This is a genomic window from Waltera sp. (assembly GCF_046969025.1).
Classification (GTDB): Bacteria; Bacillota; Clostridia; order Lachnospirales; family Lachnospiraceae; genus Acetatifactor; species Acetatifactor acetigignens.
In genome coordinates, this window is sequence record NZ_JBKVQF010000005.1 from 145,633 (window position 1) to 170,641 (window position 25,009).

Below are 25,009 nucleotides of genomic sequence, written 5' to 3' on the forward strand. Positions count from 1 at the left end.
TATTTGTTTGCCTCTGAATAGCTGTTCATATTTTGTTTACAAATCCTTCAAGGAATCTTCAATTCCATAACACGTTTTGGACATTTCTGTTTCATATACTATAACCATAGAAACAAACAAACAAAACAAAAACTTAAGCACACAACAGTTTCTTGTTTAAAAAACTTTTTCATAATAAATGCCAAGGATCCTGATCCTTGGCATCCTCCCTTTCTAGGGGTTTTTTCAACTATCACAGATGCTATTTTGCAAATGAAGCTCTGAATAGTTATTTTTTTGTCTTAATGGTCGGAATCGGAATAAACAAGAATCTTGCTTGCGAGATTCTCCGCCTGCGGCGGGTCGCTTTTGCGACATACTTCATAACCGCCGCAGTGCGATCCCCGCGGAGCTTTTTTAATTCATAGGAAGAAATTTCCTATGAATTAAAAAAGTCTCCCGCATCGCTGCGAGAGACTTTTGCATTTTTATTCCAGAATTATTCAGCCTTGCCAACAGATCCGAACAGTTCCATCTTCTCCTTAACAGTAGCCTTGATAGCTTCTGCACCGGGAGCCAGAAGCTTACGAGGGTCAAATCCCTTGCCTTCCAGATCCTTACCAGCCTCGATGTACTTACGGGTAGCATCAGCAAATGCCAGCTGGCACTCGGTGTTAACGTTGATCTTGGATACTCCGAGGTCAATTGCTTTCTTGATCTGATCTGCAGGGATTCCGGTACCACCGTGCAGAACCAGAGGAAGCTCACCGGTCAGCTCCTGTACAGCTGCCAGAGTCTCGAAGCTTAAGCCCTTCCAGTTAGCGGGGTATTTACCATGAATGTTACCGATACCTGCTGCCAGGAAGTCAACACCCAGATCAGCGATAGACTTACACTCCTTAGGATCAGCGCACTCGCCCATACCGATAACGCCGTCTTCCTCACCACCGATGGAACCAACTTCTGCCTCGATAGAAAGTCCCTTGCTGTGAGCAGCCTTAACCAGCTCAGTGGTCTTCTCTACATTCTCAGCGATAGGATAGTGAGAACCATCAAACATGATGGAAGAGAAACCAGCTTCGATGCACTTGTAGCAGCCTTCAAAAGAGCCATGATCCAGATGCAGCGCAACGGGAACATCAATGTCCAGATCCTTTAACAGTCCGTTGACCATGCCAACGACTACATCATAACCGCCCATGTACTTGCCGGCACCCTCGGATACACCCAGAATAACAGGGGAACGAAGTTCTTTAGCGGTGAGAAGGATGGACTTTGTCCACTCCAGGTTGTTGATGTTGAACTGACCTACTGCATAGTGGCCTGCTTTCGCTTTTTTGAGCATTTCTGTTGCGGATACTAACATTTTAATACCTCCATTTTATATACTCATTCTTGTTACGATATACGAAATGTTATACATTCGTAAAAGCACGAAAAACACATTTCGAATAATCACTTTGTGACTATCCAAACTATAACACATTCTTTTCAAAAATGGAACAGCTTATTGTTAAATTTTTACCAAATTTTAAGATTCCTTCTGCTCCACCCGGATGTCTACGCCCCGGCAGATGTTCTCAATCACTACTTTTGTATGGGTTCCGCCATATTCTCCATCCAGAGTCCAGGAAAGAGGCTCTGCGGAAGTAATCTCCACCTTTGACGTCCGGAAGCAGTACATAGCATCGGTATCGATATCCCGGTTCAGCAGGGATACCATAATGTTATTCAGTTCAATCGGGTTCTTCGGACGTTTGATCAGCGTTACTTCGAAAACGCCATCATCCAGCCTGACGTTTTTGCCGGTGATCCGCTTAAATCCTCCTACCGATGCGGAATTGGTCACCATTCCGAAGATAAAATCATCCACGATCGTAGTATCGTCATAAGTAATCCGCATGGGATAGGAACGGATCGCGGACAGCCGCTTCATTCCTTCCAGCAGATATGCCATATGCCCCAGCACATTTTTCATATCCTGTCCGGTCTCATAAGAGACATCCGTGAATAGTCCGAAAGCTGCGATATAGACGAACACATCCTCATTAAAGGATCCCACATCACAGGCGAAATCATTCCCATTTACAATATTTTCCGCAGCTCTCACCATATTCTTCGGCAGCCCGAGGCTTCCTCCGAAATCATTGGTGCTCCCGGCCGGGATATAGCCAATAGGCGTACGGAAGCCACTGCGGATCATGCCGGTGACCACCTCATCCAGCGTTCCGTCTCCGCCGCTGCAGACCACGATATCATATTCTTTGCTGCGCTTCTCGGTCTTCTCCATGGCATCCTCACTTCTCTGCGTGGGATATACGGTGATCTCATAACCGCCCTTGGTGAATACATCCAGAATATCCGCCAGTTTGTTGCGGATTTGTGCCTTTCCAGCTTTGGGATTATAGATAAATAACATCTTCTTCATAATACTGCCCTCAAGATACAACAAACGGGACTAACAGAATTCTCCATCAGCCCCGCTTCTTCTCATGTTATGTTCTTAAGCCACCTGACCGCTCAAAAACTTTTCAATGTTGTCCACAGCGGTCTGCTCATCTGCACCCTCTGCAGTTACTGTAAGCTCTTCGCCTGCACAAAGTCCCAGGCTCATCATACCCATAATACTCTTGGCATTGATCCGCTTATCGTCTACTTCAAAATAAATGTTGCTTTCGTACTTGCTGGCTTCCTGTACTAACAGTGCCACCGGTCTTGCGTCCAGGCCATCTTCCAGTCTGACCGTAATACTCCTCTTTGTCATAATTTTCCTCCTCTTTTACGTCCGGATTCTATCTGCCAGTTCGCTGAGTTTACGTAATCTATGGTTCACACCGGATTTTCCCACCGGCGGATCCAGATACTCTCCCAGTTCCTTCAGCGGAGCGTCCGGATTCTCCAGCCTGACCTCTGCCATCTGGCTTAAGGGCTCGGGCAGATTCTCCAGTCCGTAGTGATCCCGGATATAAATAATATCCTCTATCTGTCTGGTCGCCGCAGTTACCGTTTTGGTAATATTGGCGGTCTCACAGTTCACTCTCCGATTCACAGAATTGCGCATTTCTTTCACAATCCTCAGGTTTTCCAGCTTCATCAGGGCAATGGGTGCTTCGCACACATTGAGAAGATCCACAATACCGGATCCTTCCTTCAGATAGACCACGTAATACTTCTTCCGAAGCACAATCTTGGCTTCTATGTCAAATCCCTGTATCACACTCTGTAGTTGTCTCGCTTTATCCTCATCGGTGCATACAAATTCCAGGTGATAACTTTTCTGCGGATCGCTCATAGAACCAATGCAGAGAAAAGCTCCTCTTAAAAATGCTCTTTGACAGCAGGAATTTTTAATCAACAAGGGGCTCACAGGCTCAGACAGATCCCCGATCTTATCGATCACACTCCGCATCTGTTCCTCGCTGATTTTAACATCAGTATCTATATTATATGTTTTTTTCAATAATGTAAAGCCTTTTCTGACAACCGCCTCGTTTTCCGTCTGGAAACCGATCATGAAATCTCCTTCTGCGGAGCGTCCGTATTGTCCACTGAAGTTCATGAGTGCGGCCAGCTCAGCGATCTGGCAATGTCTTGCCGGGCTGATGTGTTTTGCCAGTTCTTCCTTTACTTCACTCGAAAATGACATGTCAGATTCCTTCTCTGGGTACATCACGGTGGTACAGCTTGATACCATAATGACCTTCCGCCTTCATACGTTCGTACAATTTATTTGCCAAAGTAACGCTTCGGTGCTTACCGCCGGTGCAGCCGATTGCAATAACCAGACGGTATTTGCCTTCTTTAATATAATTCGGGATCAGAAACTGAATCATGTCGGTCAGCTTGTCCAGGAATATTCCGGTCTCCGGAAAACTCATCACATAATCCTGCACTCCTTTATCATTACCGGTCTGGGGCTTCAGTTCCTCGATATAATAAGGGTTTGGCAGGAATCTTACATCAAAGACCAGATCGGCGTCTGCGGGGATTCCATGCTTGAACCCGAAGGACATGACCGTTACCATAAGACTATTGTATTCTTCGTTCTGTACAAAAATACGATCCAACTCTTCTTTCAGTTCTCTGACTAACAGATTGGAGGTATCGATGACGTAATCCGAATTTTTGCGGATTGTCTCCAGGATCTTGCGCTCCTTGTGAATGCCGTCCTCCACTCTGCCGTCTGCTGCAAGAGGGTGCACACGTCTGGTCTCCTTATACCGTTTTATCAGAGCAGCATCGTCGGAGTCCATAAACAAAATCTCGAATTTGTAGCCTTTTTCCTTTAATTGCTCCAAAATCCGGGTCGCATCCATGAAATTCTGGTCTGCCCGGACATCCAGTCCCAGGGCCACCTTGCTGATCTCACTGCCCGGCATGGCAATCAGTTCTACGAACTTCTCCACCAGAGATACCGGCAGATTATCCACGCAGTAAAATCCAGCATCTTCCAAAAGCTTTAATGCGGTTCTCTTTCCTCCGCCACTCATGCCTGTTACTACTACAAATCTCATATGCACCTCGTTATTCTATCGTAACTATTCAGAATCCCATTCGCAAAATCACCTCTTCGAGGCTTCCTTGGAGAACAGGTCTTCCTGTTCTCTGCTCATGTGGTTACTTCGCCATATAAATTTGCGATTCTGCGAAGATGCAAGCATCCGCAGAAAACAAATTTACATGGCTCTGAATAGTTACAGGAATTTGATCTCAGGTTCCAGCTCCACGTGAAAACGTTCTTTCACTCTTCTCTGTACTTCCCAGATCACATCTTTTACATCTTCTGCAGTGGCATTGCCGGTGTTGATAATAAATCCGCAATGCTTTTCCGATACCTTTGCGCCTCCTACGGAGTATCCCCGCAGACCGGCTTCCATGATCAGCTGCCCGGCAAAATGTCCCTCGGGACGTTTGAAAGTACTGCCGGCACTGGGATATTCCAAAGGTTGTTTTTCTCTGCGGCGAATTGCCAGTTCCTCCATTTTGGCTGCGATCTGCTCCGGATCTCCGGGCTGTAGCCGGAAAGTCACTTTCGTCACGACAAACGACTGGTTCTGGATCACGCTGGTACGATAACCGTACTCCATGGTACTGTTGTCCAGTTCCATGATCTCTCCATTACGGTTGACTACCGTAACAGTGGTCACCACCTGGCTCATCTCTCCGCCGTAGGCTCCGGCATTCATTACAGCTCCGCCACCGATGGTACCGGGGATTCCCGCGGCGAACTCCAGGCCTGTCAGGCCATGCTCTTTCGCTGCTTTTGCCACCTGGCTCATCAGGGCCCCTGCCTCTGCTTCCAGATAGCAGTCTTTCACTTCGATCCGGCTCATATGCTTACCAACCACCAGAACAATTCCTGCATATCCCTGGTCGCTGACCAGCAGATTGCTTCCGTTGCCGATCACGGTATAGGGAACATCCACCAGCCGAAGGTATTTCTGGATCTTACAGAGCTGCTCTTCGTTTTCCAGATAGACCAGGCAATCTGCCGGGCCACCGATCCGGAAGGTGGTATGCAATTTCATCGGTTCCTGTAACAGAACTTTATCTGCCGGTACAATTTCTTTTAATGCTTCTATCACTGCTGCACTTATCATGTTGTCAGGCTGCTCTTTCTTTTTGTTATAATTATGCCGCGAAAGCCTACTTTAATACCAGTGCTGCCGCACCGTAGATTCCGGCATCATTTCCCAGCTTGGCCAGGGCGAATTTCGTCTGCTTGCAGGGACCGAAAGCACATCTCTTATAAGAAGGCTCTATGTATTTGAATAAAATGTCTCCGGCCTTGGACACACCACCGCCAATGACAAAAATCTGGGGATCAACTACGCTGGCTACTGCGGCAAGTCCCTTGCCAAGATACTCGCCGAACTGTTCTGCGATCTCGATTGCTACTTTATCTCCGGCTTTCACCGCATCAAATACGGTCTTCGCAGAGATTTCACCACCTCTGAGCATGCTGGGAGCATCATCTTTGGCCAGACGTCTGTTGGCCAGACGGGTAATTCCAGTAGCGGATGCATACTGCTCCAGACAGCCCTTGTTCTTACAGCCGCAAGTCTCTGTCTCAGCATCTTCAATATGGATATGTCCGATTTCACCGCCGGCACCGTTGGTACCGGTCAGTATCCTGCCGTCGATGATGATACCTCCGCCGACACCGGTTCCCAGAGTAACGGCTACCAGATTGGAATAGCCTTTACCACCGCCCTGCCACATTTCGCCCAAGGCTGCTACATTGGCATCATTTCCAGCTTTCACAGTTACAGGCAGATCCAGTTCTTTTTTCAGGGTCTCTGCCAGATCAAAGGCACCCCAGCCAATGTTCACTGCACCGTTGACCATATAGCCGTCAGCGTTCACTGCACCGGGAGCTCCAATTCCTACGCCTACCAGTTCTTCTACAGAGATATTCTTCTCCTGCATTTTGTTTTTGATAGATGCTGCAATATCCGGCAATACCTTTTCTCCGCCGTTATCTTTTACTGTGGGAATCTCCCACTTATCCAGCACCTGTCCCTTATCATTGAAAAGTCCTAACTTGACCGTGGTTCCTCCCACGTCTACCCCAAATGCATATTTACTCATCGTCCTCGTCCTCCTCACGTCTTTTTGCCAGAGAGTTCTGTACACGGGTGTATAGCTCTTTTGCTGCGTTGTATCCCATCTTCTTCTGACGGTGGTTGATAGCTGCCGTCTCGCAGATAACTGCCAGGTTACGTCCGGGACGAATCGGAATGTTGTGGCATACCACCTTATTGCCCAGATATTCGGTATAATTCTCTTCCAGTCCCAGTCTGTCGTACTCTTTGTCCTTATCCCAATCTTCCAGACGGATGACCAGGTCAATGGTCTGGGTATCTTTTACGGACAATGCACCAAACAGTGCCTTGACATCCACGATGCCGATACCACGCAATTCAATAAAGTGTTTTGTGATATCCGGTGCAGAACCTACCAGCGTATCATCACTGACCTTACGGAGTTCTACCACATCATCGGTTACCAGACGATGACCTCTTCGGATCAGCTCCAGTGCTGCCTCGGACTTACCGATGCCGCTCTCACCAGTGATCAGGACACCTTCACCGTAGACATCCACCAGTACACCGTGCACGGAAATGCAGGGAGCCAGCTTGACATTTAACCACCGGATGATCTCAGACATAAAGTCAGAGGTGGATTTTTTCGTAGATAATAACGGAATCTGATGTCGGATCGCCGTCTCCAGGAAAATAGGATCCGGTTTCAGGTCACGGCTGAACACGATACAGGGAATATCATAAGCCATCAGCTTCTCATAAGCTTCCTTACGAGTCTCATCCGTCATGCCTTCCATATAAGTGTATTCCACAAATCCGACAATCTGCAGTCGGGTCGCATCAAAATGCTCAAAATATCCTGCCAGCTGCAGTGCCGGACGGTTGATATCCGGCTGTGTGATCTTCACATGTTTCACATCAATCTCCGGTGTGAGATTTTCCAGTTTCATTTTTTCGATAACACGGGTTAAACTTACACTTGCCATACTAATCTCCATACCTTTCCGCGAAAAAACCGCCCCGGTTCCCCGCCCTTTTCATTATCTTTTAGTGTACCACAGGTTGTCCTGTCTGTGAAGCAAAAAAGGTCACGATTTCCTCTGCCGTACGCTCATTCATTTCGGGAATTTCCATCAATTCTTCCACCGATGCCTGCCGGATCTCCTCTAAAGACTTGAAGTGCCGCATCAGGGCTTTTCGTCTGGCGGGCCCCACTCCCGGAATATCATCCAATACAGATCTCACCTGGGTCTTACTGCGCAGAGACCTATGGTATTCAATGGCAAAACGATGCGCCTCGTCCTGGATTCTGGTGATCAGCTTGAACCCTTCCGAATGAGTGTCAATCGGAAGCTCAATATTATGATAATACAGACCTCTGGTACGGTGATTGTCATCCTTGACCATACCGCAGACCGGAATGTCGATTCCCAGTTCTTCCAGTACGGACAGCGCGATATTCACCTGTCCGCGGCCACCGTCCATGAGGATCAGATCCGGGAACTTGGTAAAGCTGCCGTACTCCTGATCCATCTCCTGTTCTTCCAGTTCTTTGCTCTCTTCCATACCGTGGCGGAACCGTCTCATCAGTACTTCCCGCATGCAGGCATAGTCATCCGGACCGGAGACGCTTTTGATCTTGAACTTACGGTAATCGCTGCGTTTCGGTTTTCCTTTTTCGTAGACCACCATAGATCCTACATTTTCAAAACCGTTGATATTGGAAATATCATAGGCTTCCATCCGGGCTGTGCCAGTTAACGGCAGTTGCAGCAGATCCGAGATTTCTTTCACCGCACCGATGGTTCGTCCTTCTTCGCGTTTTAATTTTTCTCTATCCTGGGACAGTACCAGTTTTGCGTTCTGCGCTGCTAACTCCACCAGTTTTTCCTTACTGCCGATCTTAGGCACCTTCAGATAGACCCTGCTGCCTTTTCGCTCCGACAGCCATTTCTCGATCAGTTCCGCATCCTCGATCTCATATTGCAGCATCAGCTCTCTGGGAATAAATGGGGTCCCCGCATAGAACTGCTTTACAAAATCCTGTAAAATCGCTGGTTTGTTATTTTCCGGCACATGTGTCATATAGTAATGTTCCCTGCCGATCAGCTTGCCATCCCGGACGAAAAACACCTGTACCACCGCTTCCGTCTCATCCTGGTACAGTGCCAGGATATCTTTATCTTCACCGACGCCCTCGGTGATCTTCTGCTTCTGGGATACCTGTCGTACACTGGAGAGCAGGTCACGGTACCTTGCGGCATCCTCAAATTCCATAGCCTCCGCGGCTTTCTTCATCTTCTCCTCCAGATCCTTCAGGATCGGACTGTAATTACCATTCAGAAATTCCAGTGCACCTGCCACCTGCTGTCTATATTCCTCTTTGCTCACATATCCCTGGCAGGGTGCCAGACACTGCTTGATATGATAATTCAGGCAGGGGCGCTCAATTCCTATATCCCTGGGCAGCACCCGGTTGCAGGTCCGCAGCTGGTACAGCTTGTTCAGCAGCTCAATGGTATCCTTCACTGCCGCGGCACTGGTATAGGGACCGAAATAGCGGGATTTATCCTTTTTCATGGTCCTGGAAAACAGGATCCTGGGATAATCCTCCCCCACTGTCACCTTGATATAGGGGTAGGTCTTGTCATCCTTTAACAGCGTGTTATACTTCGGCGAATTCTCCTTGATCAGGTTATTCTCCAGCACCAGCGCTTCCAGTTCCGAATCCGTCACAATATATTCAAATCGGGCGATCAGTGACACCATCTGGTCAATGGCGGGGCCTCTGCCGATATTTTCACGAAAATAAGACCTTACACGGTTGTGCAGGTTGATTGCCTTTCCCACATACAAAATGACATCTTTGTCATCCCTCATGATATACACTCCCGGCTTGCGGGGGAGCTTTTTTAACTCTTCTTCCACGTTAAACATAAATATTTCCTCGCATGCTTCTATCATACCGATTCTTGAGAAAAATACAACAAGGGATTTTTATCTTGTACAAAACAAAAGCGGTGTCTGCCAGCAACTGCAAACACCGCAAAGGAAAGGTAATATATGGTATCAGCCTTTTACACTGCCACTTGTCAGACCTGCCACAAAGAATTTCTGGCAGCAGATAAACACGATAAGTATGGGTAAAAGACTAAATACTGACAATGCAAAGACATAGCCCCACTGTGTAAATTGATGTTCTCCAAAAAATCCGGAGATTGCAATTGGCATTGTCCGTTTCAAATTATCATTTAAAACCGTATTCGCCCAAGGAAATTCCTCCCATGCAGTCAAAAAATTGAAAATAGATACCGAAGCGATTCCGGGTTTTGCAAGGGGAATTATGATCCTTCCGAAAACCGTAAAAACACTTCCACCATCCATATAAGTTGCTTCATCCAATTCTCTGGGAATCCCTTCCACAAACCCCTTTATCATAAATGTGGAATAAGGAATTGTCCATGCTGTATAAAAAGGTACTAATCCTGAAAGAGTATTGATTACATGTAATTTTACCGCCAGTTCATACTGTGGAACGATCAATGTCAGCCCGGGAACAATCATTGTTAAAACAATAAATCCAAACAAAAAATTCTTTCCCGGGAATTCAAAGCGTGCAATTACATATCCCAGTGCCGATGCAATAGCAGCTGCAATTAACACCGATGCCACAGATACACACATACTGTTTAAAAAATTGCGGTAAAATTTTCCCTGTCCTAAAACATATCTATAATTTTCTAAAGTCACTTCGTCTAATGAAGGTAAAAATCGTGGCGGATATTCATACAATGCTCCATTCGGTTTTAAAGAGGTACTAATCATATAAACCATGGGAAGCACAACAATAACCAATCCAACAATCAGAATCAAATGAAGAAATATCTGTGTCCAAGTTTTTCTTTTCATATGCGCACCCACCTATTTTATTGATCTTTTTGCTGCATAAGTTTAAACTGTACTACTGCAAGTAACGCAAGTACCACCGTTGTAATAAATGATAAAGCTGCTGCATAGCCAAATTTTCCTGTACTAAATGCTTTGTGGTACATCCATGTCAAAATCACGTCTGTCTGATGCCCCGGTTCACCGCCTGTTATCATCTTGACCGAAGTGAACACATTAAATCCACCAATCGTCAGCATTACCAGTGCAAACAAAATCGTTCCTTTAATACTGGGAATCGTAACATTCCACATTTTCTCCCATGCTGTAGCTCCATCTATTGCAGCTGCTTCATAAAGATCTGTCGGTACTGTCTGTAATGCTGCCAGGAATACAACCATGTTCCATCCTATTCCCTTCCATATTCCCAACAACATAGCAACAGTCATACCGCCCCATCTGGTATCCAGCCATCTTACATTTGCGCTGGTAATATGTACTACATTCATGAGGAAATAGTTCAGCAATCCTTCCGTATTGAACACATATTTAAAAATCAGGGAAGCAACTACCCATGACGTAATTACAGGCAGATAATACATCACACGATATCCTACTTTGAATCGCGTAATCTGGTTAAGCAAAAGCGCAACAAAAAAGCCCACCAGCATCTGCCCCGGTACGGTTACCAGCGTATATAACAACGAATTTATAAAAACAGTCCAAAAGTATTCATCTTGCAATACTTCTTTGTAATTTTCCAATCCAATAAAATTGTGACTCAGCATGCTGCCAAAGTCCCACTCAAAAAAGCTCATGATAAACAATTTCAAAATAGGATAAATTGTAAAAATACCAAATACAAGTAATCCGGGTAAAAGTAATAGTCCAATCTGTATTTTGCTTTTCCGTGATATCTTCATAGAAATACCTCTTTTACAGTTCGGGACAGTACCTAGTAGTACTGTCCCAGACTGCTATTTGACTTTATACATATGGCAAGTTATAATAATTATTATTCAGCAAGAAGTTCATCAAAGCGCTCTGCAAGCTTATCCATAGCTTCCTGTGCCGTCTTCTTTCCGTTCATTACATCCGTAACTGCTACAGATAATTCACTATCCATTTCTGACCAGCATGCTACGGTAGGACGGGATTTGGCCGTTTTGATAGCTTCCAGGAACGGCGCATAATCTGCTGCTTTTACGGTATCACTTTCCAGTGCTTCTTTGTTTACAGGGATCTGACCACATTTTGCCATTTCCTCTTCTGCAAATTCACTGGTCATAAACTTGATAAATTTCCAAGCAGCATCTTTATTGGCACTGTTAAACATGGCAATATCTTCACCACCAAGAACAGATATGGAGCCAGCATCTCCGGCAGGCATTTCTGTGGTTGCATATTCAAAATCAGGATAAGATCCCTGCATTTCTGCAACTTTCCAAGGACCTTCCAGGAGCATCATGTATCTTCCGGTTCCGAATCCATCTGTCATCGGAATGTCACCTGCATTCCATCCGGTGATTGCACCTGCCTGATACAATTCAGCCAGTGTCTCAATTGCTTTTACAGTCTCAGGACTATTGATATACCCGGATGCTTTGGTTTCATCTTCATTTGTAATGGAACCACCCATGCTCCAAATGAACGGGCAGAGATTCCAACCAGCCAGTGCAGGCTCATCATATCCCCATACCTGTTGACCGTTTGCATTGGTTCCTGCTAATTTCTTTGCTGCATTGATGAATTCATCCATTGTTTCAGGAGCTTCAATTCCTGCATCCTTAAATGCCTGCACATTATAGAAGAGAATTTTGGTGTTCGTATTCAGTGCAAGTCCGTAAAAATGGCCATCCACTTTTGCAGTACTCATAGCGCTTTCCAACAAGCCGCCGGATACCTCATCAAAATCAGGCATTTCCTCATCGAGTGCTGTCAGTATTCCCATTTTTGGGAATTCCGGAACCCATGCACTATCCAGTCTGGCTACATCGGGTAATGTATTGGACTGTGCACTGATCAGAATTTTCTGGTGCAGATCTGCCCACTCATGAGATACTGCGTTTACTTTGATTCCCGGATTTTCTTTTTCAAATTCCGGAATCAGTACATTCATCAGAGTTTCATTTTCTGCCGACTGTGCACTATAATGATGCCAGAAATTAATTGTAACATCCTCCTGCGATGTATTTTCTGTAGTTGCAGGAGCTTCCACCGTTGCTGATACCTGACTCTCTGAGCCAGTTTCAGATTCTACTGGTGATTCTCCACATCCTGTTAAGGCTGCCAGGCTCATTACGGTTGTGAGTAGAATTGCCAGTAATTTTTTGTTCTTTTTCACCTTCATCATTGTAAACATCCTCCTATTGTTTTTTGCTCGAGTTCCTTGAACTCATTATGACTTTTACAGAATACGGTTCCATTTGCAACGTAATTTTCCCCACGTATTCTGTTATGTCCTCATTTAAAAATTTCAGATCTCCTGCATCTTCCTCGACCAGTACTTCTCCCGAAAACAGGTCTGTAAAGATACCTTTTTCCAATACCGGACACGATATTTTCTGCATATCTGCTCCGACATGCAATACCACATAGCAGCTGCCCATGGCATCCTTTCGGACAAATCCATATGTGTCGCTCATTTCATCTGCAATAATACTTCTGAAACTTCCTGACTTGATGCAGCTATTATCTTTTCGCAACTGTATCAATTTCCGATACCAGTTGCGCATATCTTGGTCTGCATTATCGCCCCATTCCATACACCTTCGACAATCCGGATCATTATCTCCCGTCATTCCTACCTCATCCCCATAGTAAATTGCGGGGGAACCCGGGAACAACATCTGAAATGCTGCTGCAAGCTTTAGCAGTTTTTTATTTTCATGGCACAAATATAAGAATCGTTCCGTATCATGACTATCTAGCAGATTGTACAAAAGATTGTCTGTTTCGTCTTTATAATAGGCTAGCATATGGTTCAGCCGACTATCCAGTTGCGTTACAGAAATGGATTTTTCAGCTATATAATCTCTGACAGCATCCCGAAATACATAATTCATGACCGAATCCATCTGATTTCCCCGAAGCATTTTTCCTGCATACCCCCAAGTCTCGCCCAGCAAAATCTTATCAGGGTATTTTTCTTTTATACGCATCCTTGCTTCTTCCCACACGGAAGGGTCTACCTCATCTGCAACATCCAGTCTCCAACCATCGATTTGAAAGTTGTCTATCCAGTAAAACATTACCTTTAAAATGAATTCCCTGACTTCCGGATTGGAAGTATCAAGTTTAGGCATCCATTTATAAGCTCCTACACACTCATAATTGTGATGGCTGGGTTCCACCGGATAATGATTAATATGAAACCATTTTACATAACGAGATTCTTCCTGATTTTCCAAAACATCCTGAAATGGTCCAAAGTGAACTCCCGTATGATTAAATACTCCATCCAGAACAATTTTGATTTTACAGCTATGGCATATATCCACAAGTTCTCGGAATGTCTCTTCATCTCCAAACTGGGAATCTATTTTGAAATAGTCTGTCGTTGCATATTTATGATTAAAATCACCTTCAAATATAGGATTTAAGTATATGCACTCTATCCCCAGTTCCTTTAAATAGGGAATTTTCTGGATAATCCCCTGTAAATCACCTCCCATATGATGTTCTCTGTCAGGCAGGCTCCCCCATGGTTTACATCCTTCCGGATCATTTCCCCGGTTGCCGTTGCAAAATCTCTCCGGAAAGATTTGATAATAAATTACTCCCTTTGCCCAACTCGGAGAAGTAATAACATCAGTTCCGTTAACATACAAATATTCAAAGAAACCTGACTTGGGAAGTACCTGTTGTGCACCATTTGCAGTGTAATAGATAATATTTCCACTATTGTCTGTCAGCACAAAATAATATTTTTGATATCGTGCAATCTGGTGAAAAATTATATTTCCTTGAAAATAGTCAAACAGTTCCTCTCTGTACTTACACTTTAATTCGCATTTCTTTCGATTTTCCGGTTTTGTTCTGTCCCAATAAATCAGAACACATTTCGAAATATCCTTTTTCGCAACACGAATCTTGAATACCAGTTCATTTCTTTTTATCGGATATACATATTCTTCCGTATTGAAATGCTGTATTGCTTCTCTTTTCACTTTTTCCGATTTTCTCCTTTCATTGTAGATTCTCTTTCAATAATTCTTGTCGGAAGTAGTACCTCCTTTCTGTCCTGATTCGGGTCTTGAATAATGGAAAATAATGTATTTGCTGCTTCTTCTCCCAACTTGTATGTATCGATATCTACTACCGTGAGTGGCGGATCCATATATTCTGCCAATGGATAATTATCAAATGTAATAATTCCTATATTGTGTGGAACCTTCTTTTTTTCCTTTCTTAAAAATTTCAAGGTCTCATAAGCCACTACATTATTGGTGCATATGATACTGTCAATATCTGCACATTTATCGAATGCATTTTTTAATGCATCACCTATCTGAATACTCTCCGTACCACATTCCACAATAAAATTCTCTGCTATATCTTTATTCATCAAAGCAATTGCAGACTGAAAACCTTGAATTCTCTTCCTTTCAAACATGGTAATTCTATTTTCAACAAGTAAAATAGTCTTCTTATACCCTGCCTGATACAAATAGGTCACTGCATCTTCTGCACCTTGCTTATTATCCATATCGATCCAGTGAATACCTTCCCGCACATTATCGGGCTCTCCCAAAACAATAAACGGAAAATGATTGTAAAGCAGAATCTCTATCAGTTCATCCGTTGCTGCGGAAACAGGAAGTATGATACCATCTATTTTTTTCTCTAAAACCAGGTTCTTCACAGCTGTATTGTTTTCTTTGTCGGTATCACTGGTTATTAACAAATTAAAGCCTCTCTGCTGCGTTACAGCCTCTATTGCTGATACGCTTCGAATAAAAAATGCATTAGAAAAAGCATCACTGTTGCCGGCATCAATAACCAATCCTATTGTAAAAGTACTGCCATTTACCAGACTTCTTGCCAGACTATTCGGGTGATAATCCAGTTCCCTCATAGCATCCTTAATTTTCTGCTTCGTTTCCTCTGAAATACTGGCTGTTCCATTAATTACTCTTGATACTGTTGACGGATTTACTCCTACTTTTTTCGCGATATCCTTAATCGTTGCTGGCATTTTATCCTCACCCGTTTTCTATGATTGTCACTTGTCATGCAAACGTTTGCATAATCTTGTAAAAAAATAATGCAAACGTTTGCATTGACTATGATTTGATATTATCATGTAGCTATTACTTTGTCAATATTCTTTCTCACAAAATTTACAGACAACATTTATTGTTTTATTATACCTTGTAAATTCCAAAATCGTTTGTTATAATCAATTCAAAGCATATATTCTACAATTCAGACAGCGAAAGCTGTTCTTCCTATCTATTATCGTTTCAATGGATTCTATGCTTTTACACCACTTTCACGCGCATAGTACATTGAAGGATAGCGGATATGGAGTAGGATCATTCCTCTTGTTTTCATGTACTAACCATACGAACAGGAGGTCCCTATGAAAAATAAACATGACAATCGCTCTCTCCCGGCAAACCGGAACTATAAGGATACTATTTTCCGATGGCTTTTTTCCGACAAAAATAATCTGCTTTCACTGTATAATGCAATAGCAGGAGCACATTATCAGAATCCGGAAGCTCTTAACATTGTAACGTTGGAAAATGCCGTCTATATGGGCATGAAAAACGACCTTGCCTTTGTGTTGGAAACCGGTCTCTATTTGTATGAACATCAGTCTACTTACAACCCCAATATTCCCTTGCGTGATCTTTTTTATATTGCAAGCGAATATCAGTCTCTTATAAATCAGAGAACCCTGTATTCATCTACCTTACAGACCATACCGACTCCAAAATTTCTTGTATTTTATAATGGTACTGACGAAAATATTCCGGATCGTTTAGAGTTACGTTTATCAGATGCTTATGAAAACTACTCCGAAAATCCAGATCTGGAATTAAAAGTTACTATGTTGAACATTAATTCCGATCACAACTTCGAGCTTTTGAAAAACTGCCATGTCTTATGGGAATATTCTCAATATGTAACCAGAGTTCGTAAATATGCTACTATGATGTCTCTTAATGATGCAGTAAATTTGGCTATAACAGAATGTATTCAGGAGGGAATTTTGACAGAGTTCCTATCGCATAACCGCGCGGAGGTGTTGAAGGTGAGCATTTTTGAATATGACAAGGAAAAAGAAGAAAAATTAATTCGCAAAGCTGAATTCGATTATGGAAAAGCCATGGGACTGGCTGACGGCGTAATATCGCTTTTAGAAGAAAAAGGAAGACTCTCTGAAGACCAAATAAATAGCATTCGGCGCGAAACCCGTCCGGAAAAACAGACGGAATGGTTCAAACTTGCCATAAAAGTTGATACAATAGATGAATTTTTCAAAAAAGCAAATATAAAAAGACAGTAGCGGCTTTCGCCGTATAAAATCAAAAATAAGAGTCATTTGTCGTAAGCAAGCTTCCTCAAATGACTCTTATTTTTGATTTTGCATGGACTCATGTGCTATACCATCTTGAATCCCTTTGCCCTCAGACAGATTTCCACTTCCTCAGGATCTGCGGTATGCAGGATCATGACGGGGGTGGAAGAATCACGGTTGAAGGACAAGTAGGTATAGTCCACATTGACATTGCTGTCTAAGAGAGCTGTCAGCAGGGTATTCAGTGCACCGGGCTTATCCTCGATCTCTACAGCCAGGACATCCACGAAACGGCAGAGGTAGCCCTTCTCTGTGAGGACCTCTTTTGCCTTGTCAGGATCGGAGACAACCATACGGTTGATGCCGTACTCCGCACCGTCGTTGGTAACAGAACCCCAGATATTGATGCCTGCTTCATACAACGCATTGGTCATAGTCTGCAGGGCTCCTTTTTTATTCTCAGCATAAATAGATAACTGTTTTAACATTTCGGTATTACCTCCTCATTGCAATCTGACTGTTATGCAGTCTGTCGGAAACTTCCGACACTTTAATATGATAAAGCATTATTACAAAATAATCAACTCGGAGTTCGCATTTGACTAATGCTCTTTGCTAATTACTCTATTTTATAGGTGTCGGGTTCAAAAGTTCTCGACATCTATAATGTTCCATGGGAGAACAGTCCTACCGGTCCCTGAGGAGGATCCTTAGGATCCTTCGACTCCTCGGCAGCATCGCTTTTCTGCTCTGTGGATTCCTGTTCATGCTTCTCCTGTGCGGAAGTCTCTTCTTTTGCGGATTCTGCAGGCTGCTTTGCGGTATCCTGCGCCGGTGCAGTCTGCTCCTTTGCTTCCTGCAGGCTGTCTTCGAAAGTCAGGGGTTGGAAAGTTGAATCGGTAGAAGTCATGACCTGTTCCCCAATGGTCACATCCACGCTGTTGCCCTTTACTGCACTGCCCGCAGCATTTGTTTCTGTCACATCTTTCTTCTCTTCCTCTGGGTCAGGCAGTCCCTTCTCTCTGCGAAAGATCTCCATGAATTCCTTACCGGTGATGGTCTCACGCTCGATCAGGAACGCTGCCAGCTTATCCATCAGTTCTCTGTTCTCGCGAAGCATCTGCAATGCCTGATCGTAACTCTCCTTGATCATGGCAACGACTTCTTCATCAATGGCTGCTGCCGTTTCATCACTACAGTTCAGCGCGGTTCTTCCCTCCAAATACTGGCTCTCTACGGTAGCCAGGCCCACGAGCCCAAAGCGCTTGCTCATACCGTATCGTGTGATCATGTTACGGGCAATAGAAGTAGCTTTTTCAATATCATTGGCTGCACCGGTGGTCACAGTGTCGAATACTACTTCCTCAGCGGCACGTCCACCCACCAGACCTACCAGCATATCCCGAAGTTCTGCCTCGGTATTGAGGTATTTTTCCTCCTCCGGCACCTGCATCACATAGCCCAACGCACCCATGGTACGGGGAACAATGGTAATTTTCTGTACCGGCTCGGAGTTTTTCTGTAAAGCGCTGATCAGTGCATGTCCCACTTCATGATAGGATACGATGCGACGTTCCTCTTTGCTCATGATGCGGTCTTTCTTTTCCTTACCTACCAGCACCTGTTCCACAGCCGCGAACAGATCCTTCTGGCTTACAAATTCTCTGCCTTCCTTGACAGCATTGATAGCTGCCTCGTTGATCATATTGGCCAGATCGGAACCGACCGCTCCGCTGGTAGCCAGTGCAATCGCATCCAGATCCACGGTCTCGTCCATCTTCACATCCTTGGAATGTACTTTCAGGATTTCCACACGGCCTTTGAGATCCGGCTTGTCTACGATGATACGGCGGTCAAAACGTCCGGGACGTAAGAGCGCCTTGTCCAGGATCTCCGGACGATTCGTTGCCCCCAGGATCAGGATACCTTTGGAACTGTCGAAGCCATCCATTTCGGATAATAACTGATTCAGCGTCTGCTCTCTCTCTTCATTGCCTCCACCGTACTTGGAATCACGGCTTCGTCCGATGGCATCGATCTCATCAATAAATACGATACAGGGCGCGTTCTTGGTCGCTTCCTTGAACAGGTCACGGACACGGCTGGCGCCCACACCTACATACAGCTCAATAAAATCAGAACCCGTCAGAGAGAAGAACGGTACATGTGCTTCTCCTGCCACTGCCTTGGCCAGCAAAGTCTTACCGGTTCCGGGAGGGCCCACCAGCAATGCTCCCTTGGGCAGTTTTGCACCGATCTTGGAATATTTCTGTGGATTATGCAGGAAGTCCACGACTTCCACCAGAGATTCCTTTGCTTCGTCTTCACCGGCCACATCCTTGAATGTAACGCCGGTCTCCTTCTGTACATATACCTTGGCATTGCTCTTGCCCACGCCCATGGGTCCGCCGCTTCCGCCCATTCTGCGGAACAGAAAACCTGCCACGATCCAGATCAGTACCACCGGCAATACCACGGTTACCAGAATCTCCATCAGGAAATTGGAAGTATTGCTGGTCACGCGATTCCCCTGCACATCATGCTCCTGCAATCTGGCTGTCAGGGTATCCAGATCCTCCATCAGCATTGTATAATATACAGTCTGGGACTGTGTCACCTTCTGGGTAATTCCATAGAAGCTGACATAACTGCCCGGTGCCGGGGTGGCTGCAGCTTCCTGCTTCAGCTGTACCGTCACCATGCCGCTTTCCTTATTTACCTCCACCGCAGCAACCTTGTCCGCTTCCAGATCCTTCAGGAAATCGGTATAAGATACTTCCGTTCCGGTATTGGTGCCGAAGAACGCATTATACAGCATCAGTACAACGATCACTGTCATCAGTCCCGACAGGATCAGCATCAGGATGCTGGGGCGCTTCGGTGAACCATTGCCGTTGCCTCCGTTACTGTTATTACCGTTCCCGCCATTGTTACCGCTGCCGGGAGCTCCGTTGCCATTGCCTCCGTTGCCGGGGCCATAGCCGTTATTATATGACTCAATTAATTTTCTCATGTCATCTCCATTTTCTATTTTATACGCTATTGCACTTCCGTTATTTCAACTGCACAGTTGAAATCTGAGCAATCATATCTATTATAGAGATAACCTGTGGATAAATCAATAGCTCAAATATGAAAAAACTCTGAACTATTCCCGGAAATAACGAATACCCGGAAACCATGTTTTTTCTACAGTTTCCGGGCATTCGCCAGCAACAAACAACTCACAACAACCAATTATATACTAACACCCTTCAAACATAACGTTGATCTCCGACTGATACAAAGTCCAGGTATTAATCAGGATATTCATACCTTCGTTGGGTGTCTGTATCTGCAGTGCAGCGTATTTCTGTTTCCAGTAGGCTGCCAGATCGGTGTAGACTGCGTCCACTCTTTTCAGATCGCTGTATTTTACCCGGATCCGTCTGCCCTCTTCACGATTGCCCTCTCCCAGCATGATCACAAAACGGGCTTCTTCGCCGGGCTGTAATTTGAAGTTCTTCTGCAAGCTGCCGCAGTGATTGCCACCAAGTTCTGTGGAACCTTCCCGAGTTCCTCTCTCCAGGCCTGCCGGATGATTTTCGGTACCATAGACTCCCAGGAATTTCTCTCTGATGCAGTCATAGCCGTCCGGTGTGAAGTTGGCGGTAAGATACTGATACCCTTTTTCTTCGTAGAACAAGTCCTCCTCGATGATGCCGTCTTCATAGGAAGAACCGGCACAATACAGACTCATCTGAAAATTCTGGTTGTCTATCATAATGTGATGGAACGAAAATTCCATGTAAATAAATAAGGAAAGATTTCTGACTGCATCGATGGTATTTTTCACCTTTACATCCCACAACAGTACATTTTCCCCGCGGGGAATAACCATGGTCTGTGAGGATGCCAGTCCGTCATATTCGCTCTCGTAGGCGGTGTAAGACAGTCCGTGGCGGCAACGGTATTTTGCCTTGGATAAATCCTTGGCTACCGGCTGCCAGGAGATGGAATGGTAATCCTTCTTTTCATTATCCCTGATATATACATAGAATCCCGGGCGCTCCATGGGTACCCCATTCCCACGGAACCGGCTGATCCTGTGATACTCCGGTGTTTTGTAAAACAGATACCCTCCCGCCGTATGGTTGATGACCGCCGCCATGTCCTCGACACCCAGATAGTTTGTCCAGGAACAGGGCAGAGCCACGTTGTCGATGACGTATTCTCTTTTTTCATTATCGAAATAACCGTATTGCAAAACGCGTCCCTCCCGTATATAGTTTTTTGCTTTTTCAGAACTTTTTTGTTCTGTATTTATTGTAATTTCATGTAACTATTCAGAGCCATGCAAAACTGCGTTCTGCGAATGCTTGCATTCAGGCAGATAAGCAGTTTTATATGGCGAAGTAACCACATGAGCAAAAGGAAGCTACGAAGTAGCGGTTTTGCGAATGGGGTTCTGAATAGTTACAATTTCATTATAGAAAAGGAACGCTTTGTTTAAAATTGCTCATTATGTGATTATTTGCTTAAAATTGTTAGATATAATAATGATTTCCAAAAAAAATTTAACTTTTCAGTAGATTTTTGGGAGACACTAAACTATAATAGAACATCATGGGATTTTAGTTGCAAAGATCCATAGAGAAAGGTGTCAGCAATGTACAAGATAGGTTTTGACAATGACAAATACCTCAGTCTGCAGTCTGAGAAGATCAAGGAGCGTATCGCGAAATTCGGCGGCAAGCTGTATCTGGAATTCGGCGGCAAGCTGTTTGATGATTATCACGCTTCCCGCGTTCTGCCCGGTTTCCATCCGGACAGCAAGATCAATATGCTGGCACAGTTAAAGGACGAGGCCGAAATCGTCATCGTCATTAATGCAGCAGATATCGAGAAGAATAAGGTCCGTTCCGACTTAGGCATCACCTATGATCTGGACGTGTTACGTCTGATCGATGCATTCCGCGGCTACGGCCTGTATGTAGGCAGTGTGTGTCTGACCCGTTTTGCCGGACAGCCCAGTGCCATTGCTTATCAGAAAAAGCTGGAGTCTCTGGGAATGAAGGTATACCGTCATTATTCCATTCCCGGATATCCTTCCAATATTCCGTTCATCGTAAGTGATGAAGGTTACGGTAAGAACGATTATATCGAAACCACCCGTTCTCTGGTGGTGGTGACTGCTCCAGGACCCGGAAGCGGCAAGATGGCTACCTGTCTCTCCCAGCTGTATCATGAATACAAGAGAGGCATCAAGGCCGGTTATGCCAAGTATGAGACCTTTCCAATCTGGAATATTCCGTTAAAGCATCCGGTAAACCTGGCTTATGAAGCCGCTACCGCAGACTTGAACGATGTCAATATGATCGATCCGTTCCATCTGGAAGCTTACGGTGAGACCACGATCAATTACAATCGCGATGTGGAGATCTTCCCCGTAGTCAGTGCTATGTTCGAGAAGATCATGGGCAGCTGCCCTTACAAGTCTCCTACTGACATGGGTGTCAATATGGCAGGCTTCGGTATTGTTGATGACGAAGCTGTCCGCGACGCCGCCAAACAGGAAATCATCCGCCGCTACTACCACACTCTGTGCCAGAAGCGCCAGGGTACCGCCGGTGACGACCAGATCTTAAAGCTTGAGCTTCTGATGAAGCAGGCAGGTGTCACCATCGACGATCGCGCAGTAGTCAGTGCAGCCAATATCAAAGCAGAGACCACCGGGGAACCGGCAGCTGCGATCCAGCTTCCGGACGGCAGAGTCCTCACCGGACGGACCAGTACTCTGCTGGGTGCTTCTTCCGCATTATTATTAAATGCCCTGAAAGCTCTGGCAGGCATTCCGGACGAAGTACAGCTGATCTCACCTACCGCCATCGGTCCCATCCAGGATCTGAAGACGAACTATCTGGGGAACCGCAATCCCAGACTTCATACAGATGAGACGCTGATCGCCCTTTCCATCTGTGCAGCTACGGATGATACCGCGAAGGCTGCTGTGGAGCAGTTGAAGAACCTGAAAGGTTCCGAAGTGCACTCCAGCGTGATCCTGTCCCAGATTGACATGAATACCTTCCGCAAATTAGGTGTGAATCTGACATGCGAACCTCATTACCAGAACCAGAAGCTTTATCACAACTAAACATTTTGTCATGCTACTATAAATTATGGCAGTTATTGAGCGAAGGTGCTCCCCAAGGGGAGTTCTTCGCTCTTTTTATATGCATAACTATTAAAAAAGCGAAGTAACCACCATGAGCAAATAACATGCAAGCATGTTATTCAGGAAAGCTCTGAAAGAGCGATTTTGCGAATGGAGACTGAATAGTTACTATATCAAAAGGAGGAGAAAATTATGGCAGTAAAGTACGTATTTGTGACCGGAGGAGTCGTATCCGGCCTCGGAAAAGGAATTACCGCAGCTTCCCTGGGAAGACTGTTAAAAGCAAGAGGTTACAAAGTAACCATGCAGAAATTCGATCCATATATCAATATTGATCCCGGCACCATGAACCCGATCCAGCACGGCGAAGTATTCGTCACGGAGGATGGCACGGAGACCGATCTGGATCTGGGACATTATGAGCGTTTCATCGATGAGAACCTGGATAGGAATTCCAATGTCACCACCGGTAAGGTATACTGGTCCGTATTGCAGAAAGAGCGTCGTGGTGATTACGGCGGAGGTACGGTACAGGTCATCCCTCATATAACCAATGAGATCAAGAGCCGTTTCTACCGCAATTTTACGGATGATGAGACCCGTATCGCCATCATCGAGGTCGGCGGTACCGTAGGTGATATCGAGAGCCAGCCTTTCCTGGAGTCCATTCGTCAGTTCCAGCATGAGGTCGGTCATGATAATGCCATTCTGATCCACGTAACACTGATTCCTTATCTGAGCGCTTCTCAGGAACTGAAGACCAAGCCTACCCAGGCCAGTGTTAAGGATCTGCAGGGCATGGGCATCCAGCCGGATATCATCGTCTGCAGAAGTGAGCATCCTCTGGATCAGTCCATCAAGGACAAGATTGCTCTGTTCTGTAACGTACCTCAGAGCCATGTATTGCAGAATCTGGATGTGGAATATCTGTATGAGGCTCCGTTAGCTATGGAAAAAGAGCATCTGGCACAGGTAGCCTGTGAATGTCTGCATCTGGATTGTCCGGAGCCGGATCTGACAGACTGGAAGAAGATGGTAGAGGATCTGCGTCATCCAACCGATGAAGTGCAGGTGGCTCTGGTCGGAAAATATGTCTCTCTGCATGATGCCTATATCAGTGTCGTAGAGGCTTTGAAGCATGGCGGTATCACCAATCATGCGACCGTACACATCAAATGGATCGACTCTGAGACGGTAACGCCTGAAAATGTGGAAGAACTGTTAGGTGACTGCAACGGTGTCCTGGTACCCGGCGGCTTCGGTTCCCGGGGTATCGAAGGCAAGATCCTGGCGATCCAGTATGCAAGAACCCATGGGATTCCCTTCCTGGGACTGTGTCTGGGAATGCAGCTGACAATCGTGGAATATGCAAGAAATGTCATCGGGTATACGGATGCCCACAGTGTGGAACTGGATCCTAACACCACACATCCTGTGATCGCTCTGATGCCGGACCAGAACGGTGTTGAGGATATCGGCGGTACCTTAAGACTGGGTGCATACCCTTGTGTACTGGATAAGGATTCCCGTGCTTATCAGCTCTACGGACAGGAGAATATCTCCGAGAGACATCGTCATCGTTATGAGGTCAACAACGATTATCGTGCCGTCCTCACCGAACACGGGCTTCGTCTGTCCGGTCTGTCCCCTGACGGACGTATCGTGGAAATGTGCGAGCTTACCGAGCACCCCTTCTTCGTAGCCACCCAGGGACACCCCGAGCTCAAGTCCAGACCCAACAGACCCCATCCGTTGTTCAAGGGATTTGTGGAAGCAGCTCTGGAGAATAAGCATCGGAAGTAAATTGAGAGTTACAAACCATGCAAAGTCAAAACAGAAACAGCGATCTGGGAGCTTGCTCACAAGTCGCTGTTTTTGTTTTTGACTTTATACGGTGACAGCCGTCAATGAAATAAA

Annotated in this window: 20 protein-coding genes; 3 read left to right on the forward strand and 17 right to left on the reverse strand. The window is 45.3% G+C overall.

The window, feature by feature from the left end; translation table 11 throughout:
* Nucleotides 1-478 precede the first annotated feature (478 nt).
* The 14 genes from fba to ACLTOH_RS04210 all read right to left on the reverse strand — a co-directional run bounded on the left by fba (nt 479) and on the right by ACLTOH_RS04210 (nt 15,606).
* Entirely contained in the window at nt 479-1,345 is an 867-nt protein-coding gene (fba, locus tag ACLTOH_RS04145; RefSeq protein WP_022153367.1) for a class II fructose-1,6-bisphosphate aldolase, read from the reverse strand.
* A 165-nt stretch (nt 1,346-1,510) separates the two neighbouring features.
* Complete coding sequence (locus ACLTOH_RS04150) at nt 1,511-2,407, reverse strand: diacylglycerol/lipid kinase family protein (protein WP_119624160.1); 897 nt, start codon at nt 2,405-2,407, stop codon at nt 1,511-1,513.
* Nucleotides 2,408-2,482: 75 nt separating this feature from the next.
* On the reverse strand, nt 2,483-2,743 hold the full coding sequence (locus ACLTOH_RS04155) for an HPr family phosphocarrier protein (protein ID WP_022313107.1): 261 nt from the start codon (nt 2,741-2,743) through the stop codon (nt 2,483-2,485).
* Between the two features lie 15 nt (nt 2,744-2,758).
* Nucleotides 2,759-3,625 carry a DNA-binding protein WhiA gene (gene whiA, locus ACLTOH_RS04160; protein WP_118539904.1) on the reverse strand — a complete coding sequence of 289 codons (867 nt, stop codon included), beginning with the start codon at nt 3,623-3,625 and terminating at the stop codon, nt 2,759-2,761.
* Between the two features lies 1 nt (nt 3,626).
* Nucleotides 3,627-4,493, reverse strand: a complete 867-nt coding sequence (rapZ, locus tag ACLTOH_RS04165) for an RNase adapter RapZ (RefSeq protein WP_022313109.1) — start codon at nt 4,491-4,493, stop codon at nt 3,627-3,629.
* Nucleotides 4,494-4,673: 180 nt separating this feature from the next.
* Entirely contained in the window at nt 4,674-5,579 is a 906-nt protein-coding gene (murB, locus tag ACLTOH_RS04170; RefSeq protein WP_119624162.1) for a UDP-N-acetylmuramate dehydrogenase, read from the reverse strand.
* Nucleotides 5,580-5,625: 46 nt separating this feature from the next.
* Nucleotides 5,626-6,570 carry an ROK family glucokinase gene (locus ACLTOH_RS04175; protein WP_412223439.1) on the reverse strand — a complete coding sequence of 315 codons (945 nt, stop codon included), beginning with the start codon at nt 6,568-6,570 and terminating at the stop codon, nt 5,626-5,628.
* Entirely contained in the window at nt 6,563-7,510 is a 948-nt protein-coding gene (gene hprK, locus ACLTOH_RS04180) for an HPr(Ser) kinase/phosphatase (RefSeq protein WP_118539906.1), read from the reverse strand. The genes ACLTOH_RS04175 and hprK overlap by 8 nt, the downstream gene beginning before the upstream one ends.
* Before the next feature lie 61 nt (nt 7,511-7,571).
* The gene (gene uvrC, locus ACLTOH_RS04185) at nt 7,572-9,461 is read right to left on the reverse strand and encodes an excinuclease ABC subunit UvrC (RefSeq protein ID WP_412223441.1); all 1,890 of its coding nucleotides are present in this window, start codon (nt 9,459-9,461) and stop codon (nt 7,572-7,574) included.
* Between the two features lie 132 nt (nt 9,462-9,593).
* Nucleotides 9,594-10,433, reverse strand: a complete 840-nt coding sequence (locus ACLTOH_RS04190) for an ABC transporter permease subunit (RefSeq protein ID WP_227732090.1) — start codon at nt 10,431-10,433, stop codon at nt 9,594-9,596.
* Between the two features lie 17 nt (nt 10,434-10,450).
* Complete coding sequence (locus ACLTOH_RS04195) at nt 10,451-11,332, reverse strand: ABC transporter permease subunit (protein WP_227732088.1); 882 nt, start codon at nt 11,330-11,332, stop codon at nt 10,451-10,453.
* A gap of 92 nt (nt 11,333-11,424) precedes the next feature.
* Complete coding sequence (locus ACLTOH_RS04200; RefSeq protein WP_412223443.1) at nt 11,425-12,762, reverse strand: extracellular solute-binding protein; 1,338 nt, start codon at nt 12,760-12,762, stop codon at nt 11,425-11,427.
* A 13-nt stretch (nt 12,763-12,775) separates the two neighbouring features.
* Complete coding sequence (locus ACLTOH_RS04205) at nt 12,776-14,578, reverse strand: glycoside hydrolase family 13 protein (protein ID WP_337630654.1); 1,803 nt, start codon at nt 14,576-14,578, stop codon at nt 12,776-12,778.
* Nucleotides 14,575-15,606 carry a LacI family DNA-binding transcriptional regulator gene (locus ACLTOH_RS04210; protein WP_337630653.1) on the reverse strand — a complete coding sequence of 344 codons (1,032 nt, stop codon included), beginning with the start codon at nt 15,604-15,606 and terminating at the stop codon, nt 14,575-14,577. Before ACLTOH_RS04210 ends, ACLTOH_RS04205 begins: the two co-directional genes overlap by 4 nt.
* 387 nt (nt 15,607-15,993) lie before the next feature.
* Here ACLTOH_RS04210 and ACLTOH_RS04215 point away from each other — a divergent pair, with 387 nt between their 5' ends.
* On the forward strand, nt 15,994-16,926 hold the full coding sequence (locus ACLTOH_RS04215; RefSeq protein WP_227063961.1) for a hypothetical protein: 933 nt from the start codon (nt 15,994-15,996) through the stop codon (nt 16,924-16,926).
* A 95-nt stretch (nt 16,927-17,021) separates the two neighbouring features.
* On the opposite strand, the gene ACLTOH_RS04220 is transcribed toward ACLTOH_RS04215, so the two are convergent.
* From ACLTOH_RS04220 to ACLTOH_RS04230, 3 genes are all read right to left on the reverse strand, one after another.
* Nucleotides 17,022-17,426 (reverse strand): amino acid-binding protein, encoded by a 405-nt coding sequence (locus tag ACLTOH_RS04220; protein WP_118503205.1) that lies wholly within the window; start codon nt 17,424-17,426, stop codon nt 17,022-17,024.
* Between the two features lie 173 nt (nt 17,427-17,599).
* Nucleotides 17,600-19,951: an ATP-dependent zinc metalloprotease FtsH gene (gene ftsH / locus ACLTOH_RS04225; protein WP_172594820.1), complete on the reverse strand. Its 2,352-nt coding sequence runs from the start codon at nt 19,949-19,951 to the stop codon at nt 17,600-17,602.
* A gap of 231 nt (nt 19,952-20,182) precedes the next feature.
* Nucleotides 20,183-21,184: a hypothetical protein gene (locus ACLTOH_RS04230; RefSeq protein ID WP_337770567.1), complete on the reverse strand. Its 1,002-nt coding sequence runs from the start codon at nt 21,182-21,184 to the stop codon at nt 20,183-20,185.
* 402 nt (nt 21,185-21,586) lie between these two features.
* On the opposite strand from ACLTOH_RS04230, the gene ACLTOH_RS04235 reads away from it, so the two are divergent.
* On the forward strand, nt 21,587-23,071 hold the full coding sequence (locus tag ACLTOH_RS04235) for a DUF1846 domain-containing protein (RefSeq protein WP_118548026.1): 1,485 nt from the start codon (nt 21,587-21,589) through the stop codon (nt 23,069-23,071).
* A 213-nt stretch (nt 23,072-23,284) separates the two neighbouring features.
* Nucleotides 23,285-24,895 carry a CTP synthase gene (locus ACLTOH_RS04240; RefSeq protein WP_412223446.1) on the forward strand — a complete coding sequence of 537 codons (1,611 nt, stop codon included), beginning with the start codon at nt 23,285-23,287 and terminating at the stop codon, nt 24,893-24,895.
* Nucleotides 24,896-25,009: the final 114 nt, after the last annotated feature.

Bases quoted from the DNA above. Each gene is read 5' to 3' on its own strand.
- fba (WP_022153367.1), bottom strand. From the start codon at position 1,345: ATGTTAGTATCCGCAACAGAAATGCTCAAAAAAGCGAAAGCAGGCCAC.
- ACLTOH_RS04150 (WP_119624160.1), bottom strand. From the start codon at position 2,407: ATGAAGAAGATGTTATTTATCTATAATCCCAAAGCTGGAAAGGCACAA.
- ACLTOH_RS04155 (WP_022313107.1), bottom strand. From the start codon at position 2,743: ATGACAAAGAGGAGTATTACGGTCAGACTGGAAGATGGCCTGGACGCA.
- whiA (WP_118539904.1), bottom strand. From the start codon at position 3,625: ATGTCATTTTCGAGTGAAGTAAAGGAAGAACTGGCAAAACACATCAGC.
- rapZ (WP_022313109.1), bottom strand. From the start codon at position 4,493: ATGAGATTTGTAGTAGTAACAGGCATGAGTGGCGGAGGAAAGAGAACC.
- murB (WP_119624162.1), bottom strand. From the start codon at position 5,579: ATGATAAGTGCAGCAGTGATAGAAGCATTAAAAGAAATTGTACCGGCA.
- ACLTOH_RS04175 (WP_412223439.1), bottom strand. From the start codon at position 6,570: ATGAGTAAATATGCATTTGGGGTAGACGTGGGAGGAACCACGGTCAAG.
- hprK (WP_118539906.1), bottom strand. From the start codon at position 7,510: ATGGCAAGTGTAAGTTTAACCCGTGTTATCGAAAAAATGAAACTGGAA.
- uvrC (WP_412223441.1), bottom strand. From the start codon at position 9,461: ATGTTTAACGTGGAAGAAGAGTTAAAAAAGCTCCCCCGCAAGCCGGGA.
- ACLTOH_RS04190 (WP_227732090.1), bottom strand. From the start codon at position 10,433: ATGAAAAGAAAAACTTGGACACAGATATTTCTTCATTTGATTCTGATT.
- ACLTOH_RS04195 (WP_227732088.1), bottom strand. From the start codon at position 11,332: ATGAAGATATCACGGAAAAGCAAAATACAGATTGGACTATTACTTTTA.
- ACLTOH_RS04200 (WP_412223443.1), bottom strand. From the start codon at position 12,762: ATGATGAAGGTGAAAAAGAACAAAAAATTACTGGCAATTCTACTCACA.
- ACLTOH_RS04210 (WP_337630653.1), bottom strand. From the start codon at position 15,606: ATGCCAGCAACGATTAAGGATATCGCGAAAAAAGTAGGAGTAAATCCG.
- ACLTOH_RS04215 (WP_227063961.1), top strand. From the start codon at position 15,994: ATGAAAAATAAACATGACAATCGCTCTCTCCCGGCAAACCGGAACTAT.
- ACLTOH_RS04220 (WP_118503205.1), bottom strand. From the start codon at position 17,426: ATGTTAAAACAGTTATCTATTTATGCTGAGAATAAAAAAGGAGCCCTG.
- ftsH (WP_172594820.1), bottom strand. From the start codon at position 19,951: ATGAGAAAATTAATTGAGTCATATAATAACGGCTATGGCCCCGGCAAC.
- ACLTOH_RS04235 (WP_118548026.1), top strand. From the start codon at position 21,587: ATGTACAAGATAGGTTTTGACAATGACAAATACCTCAGTCTGCAGTCT.
- ACLTOH_RS04240 (WP_412223446.1), top strand. From the start codon at position 23,285: ATGGCAGTAAAGTACGTATTTGTGACCGGAGGAGTCGTATCCGGCCTC.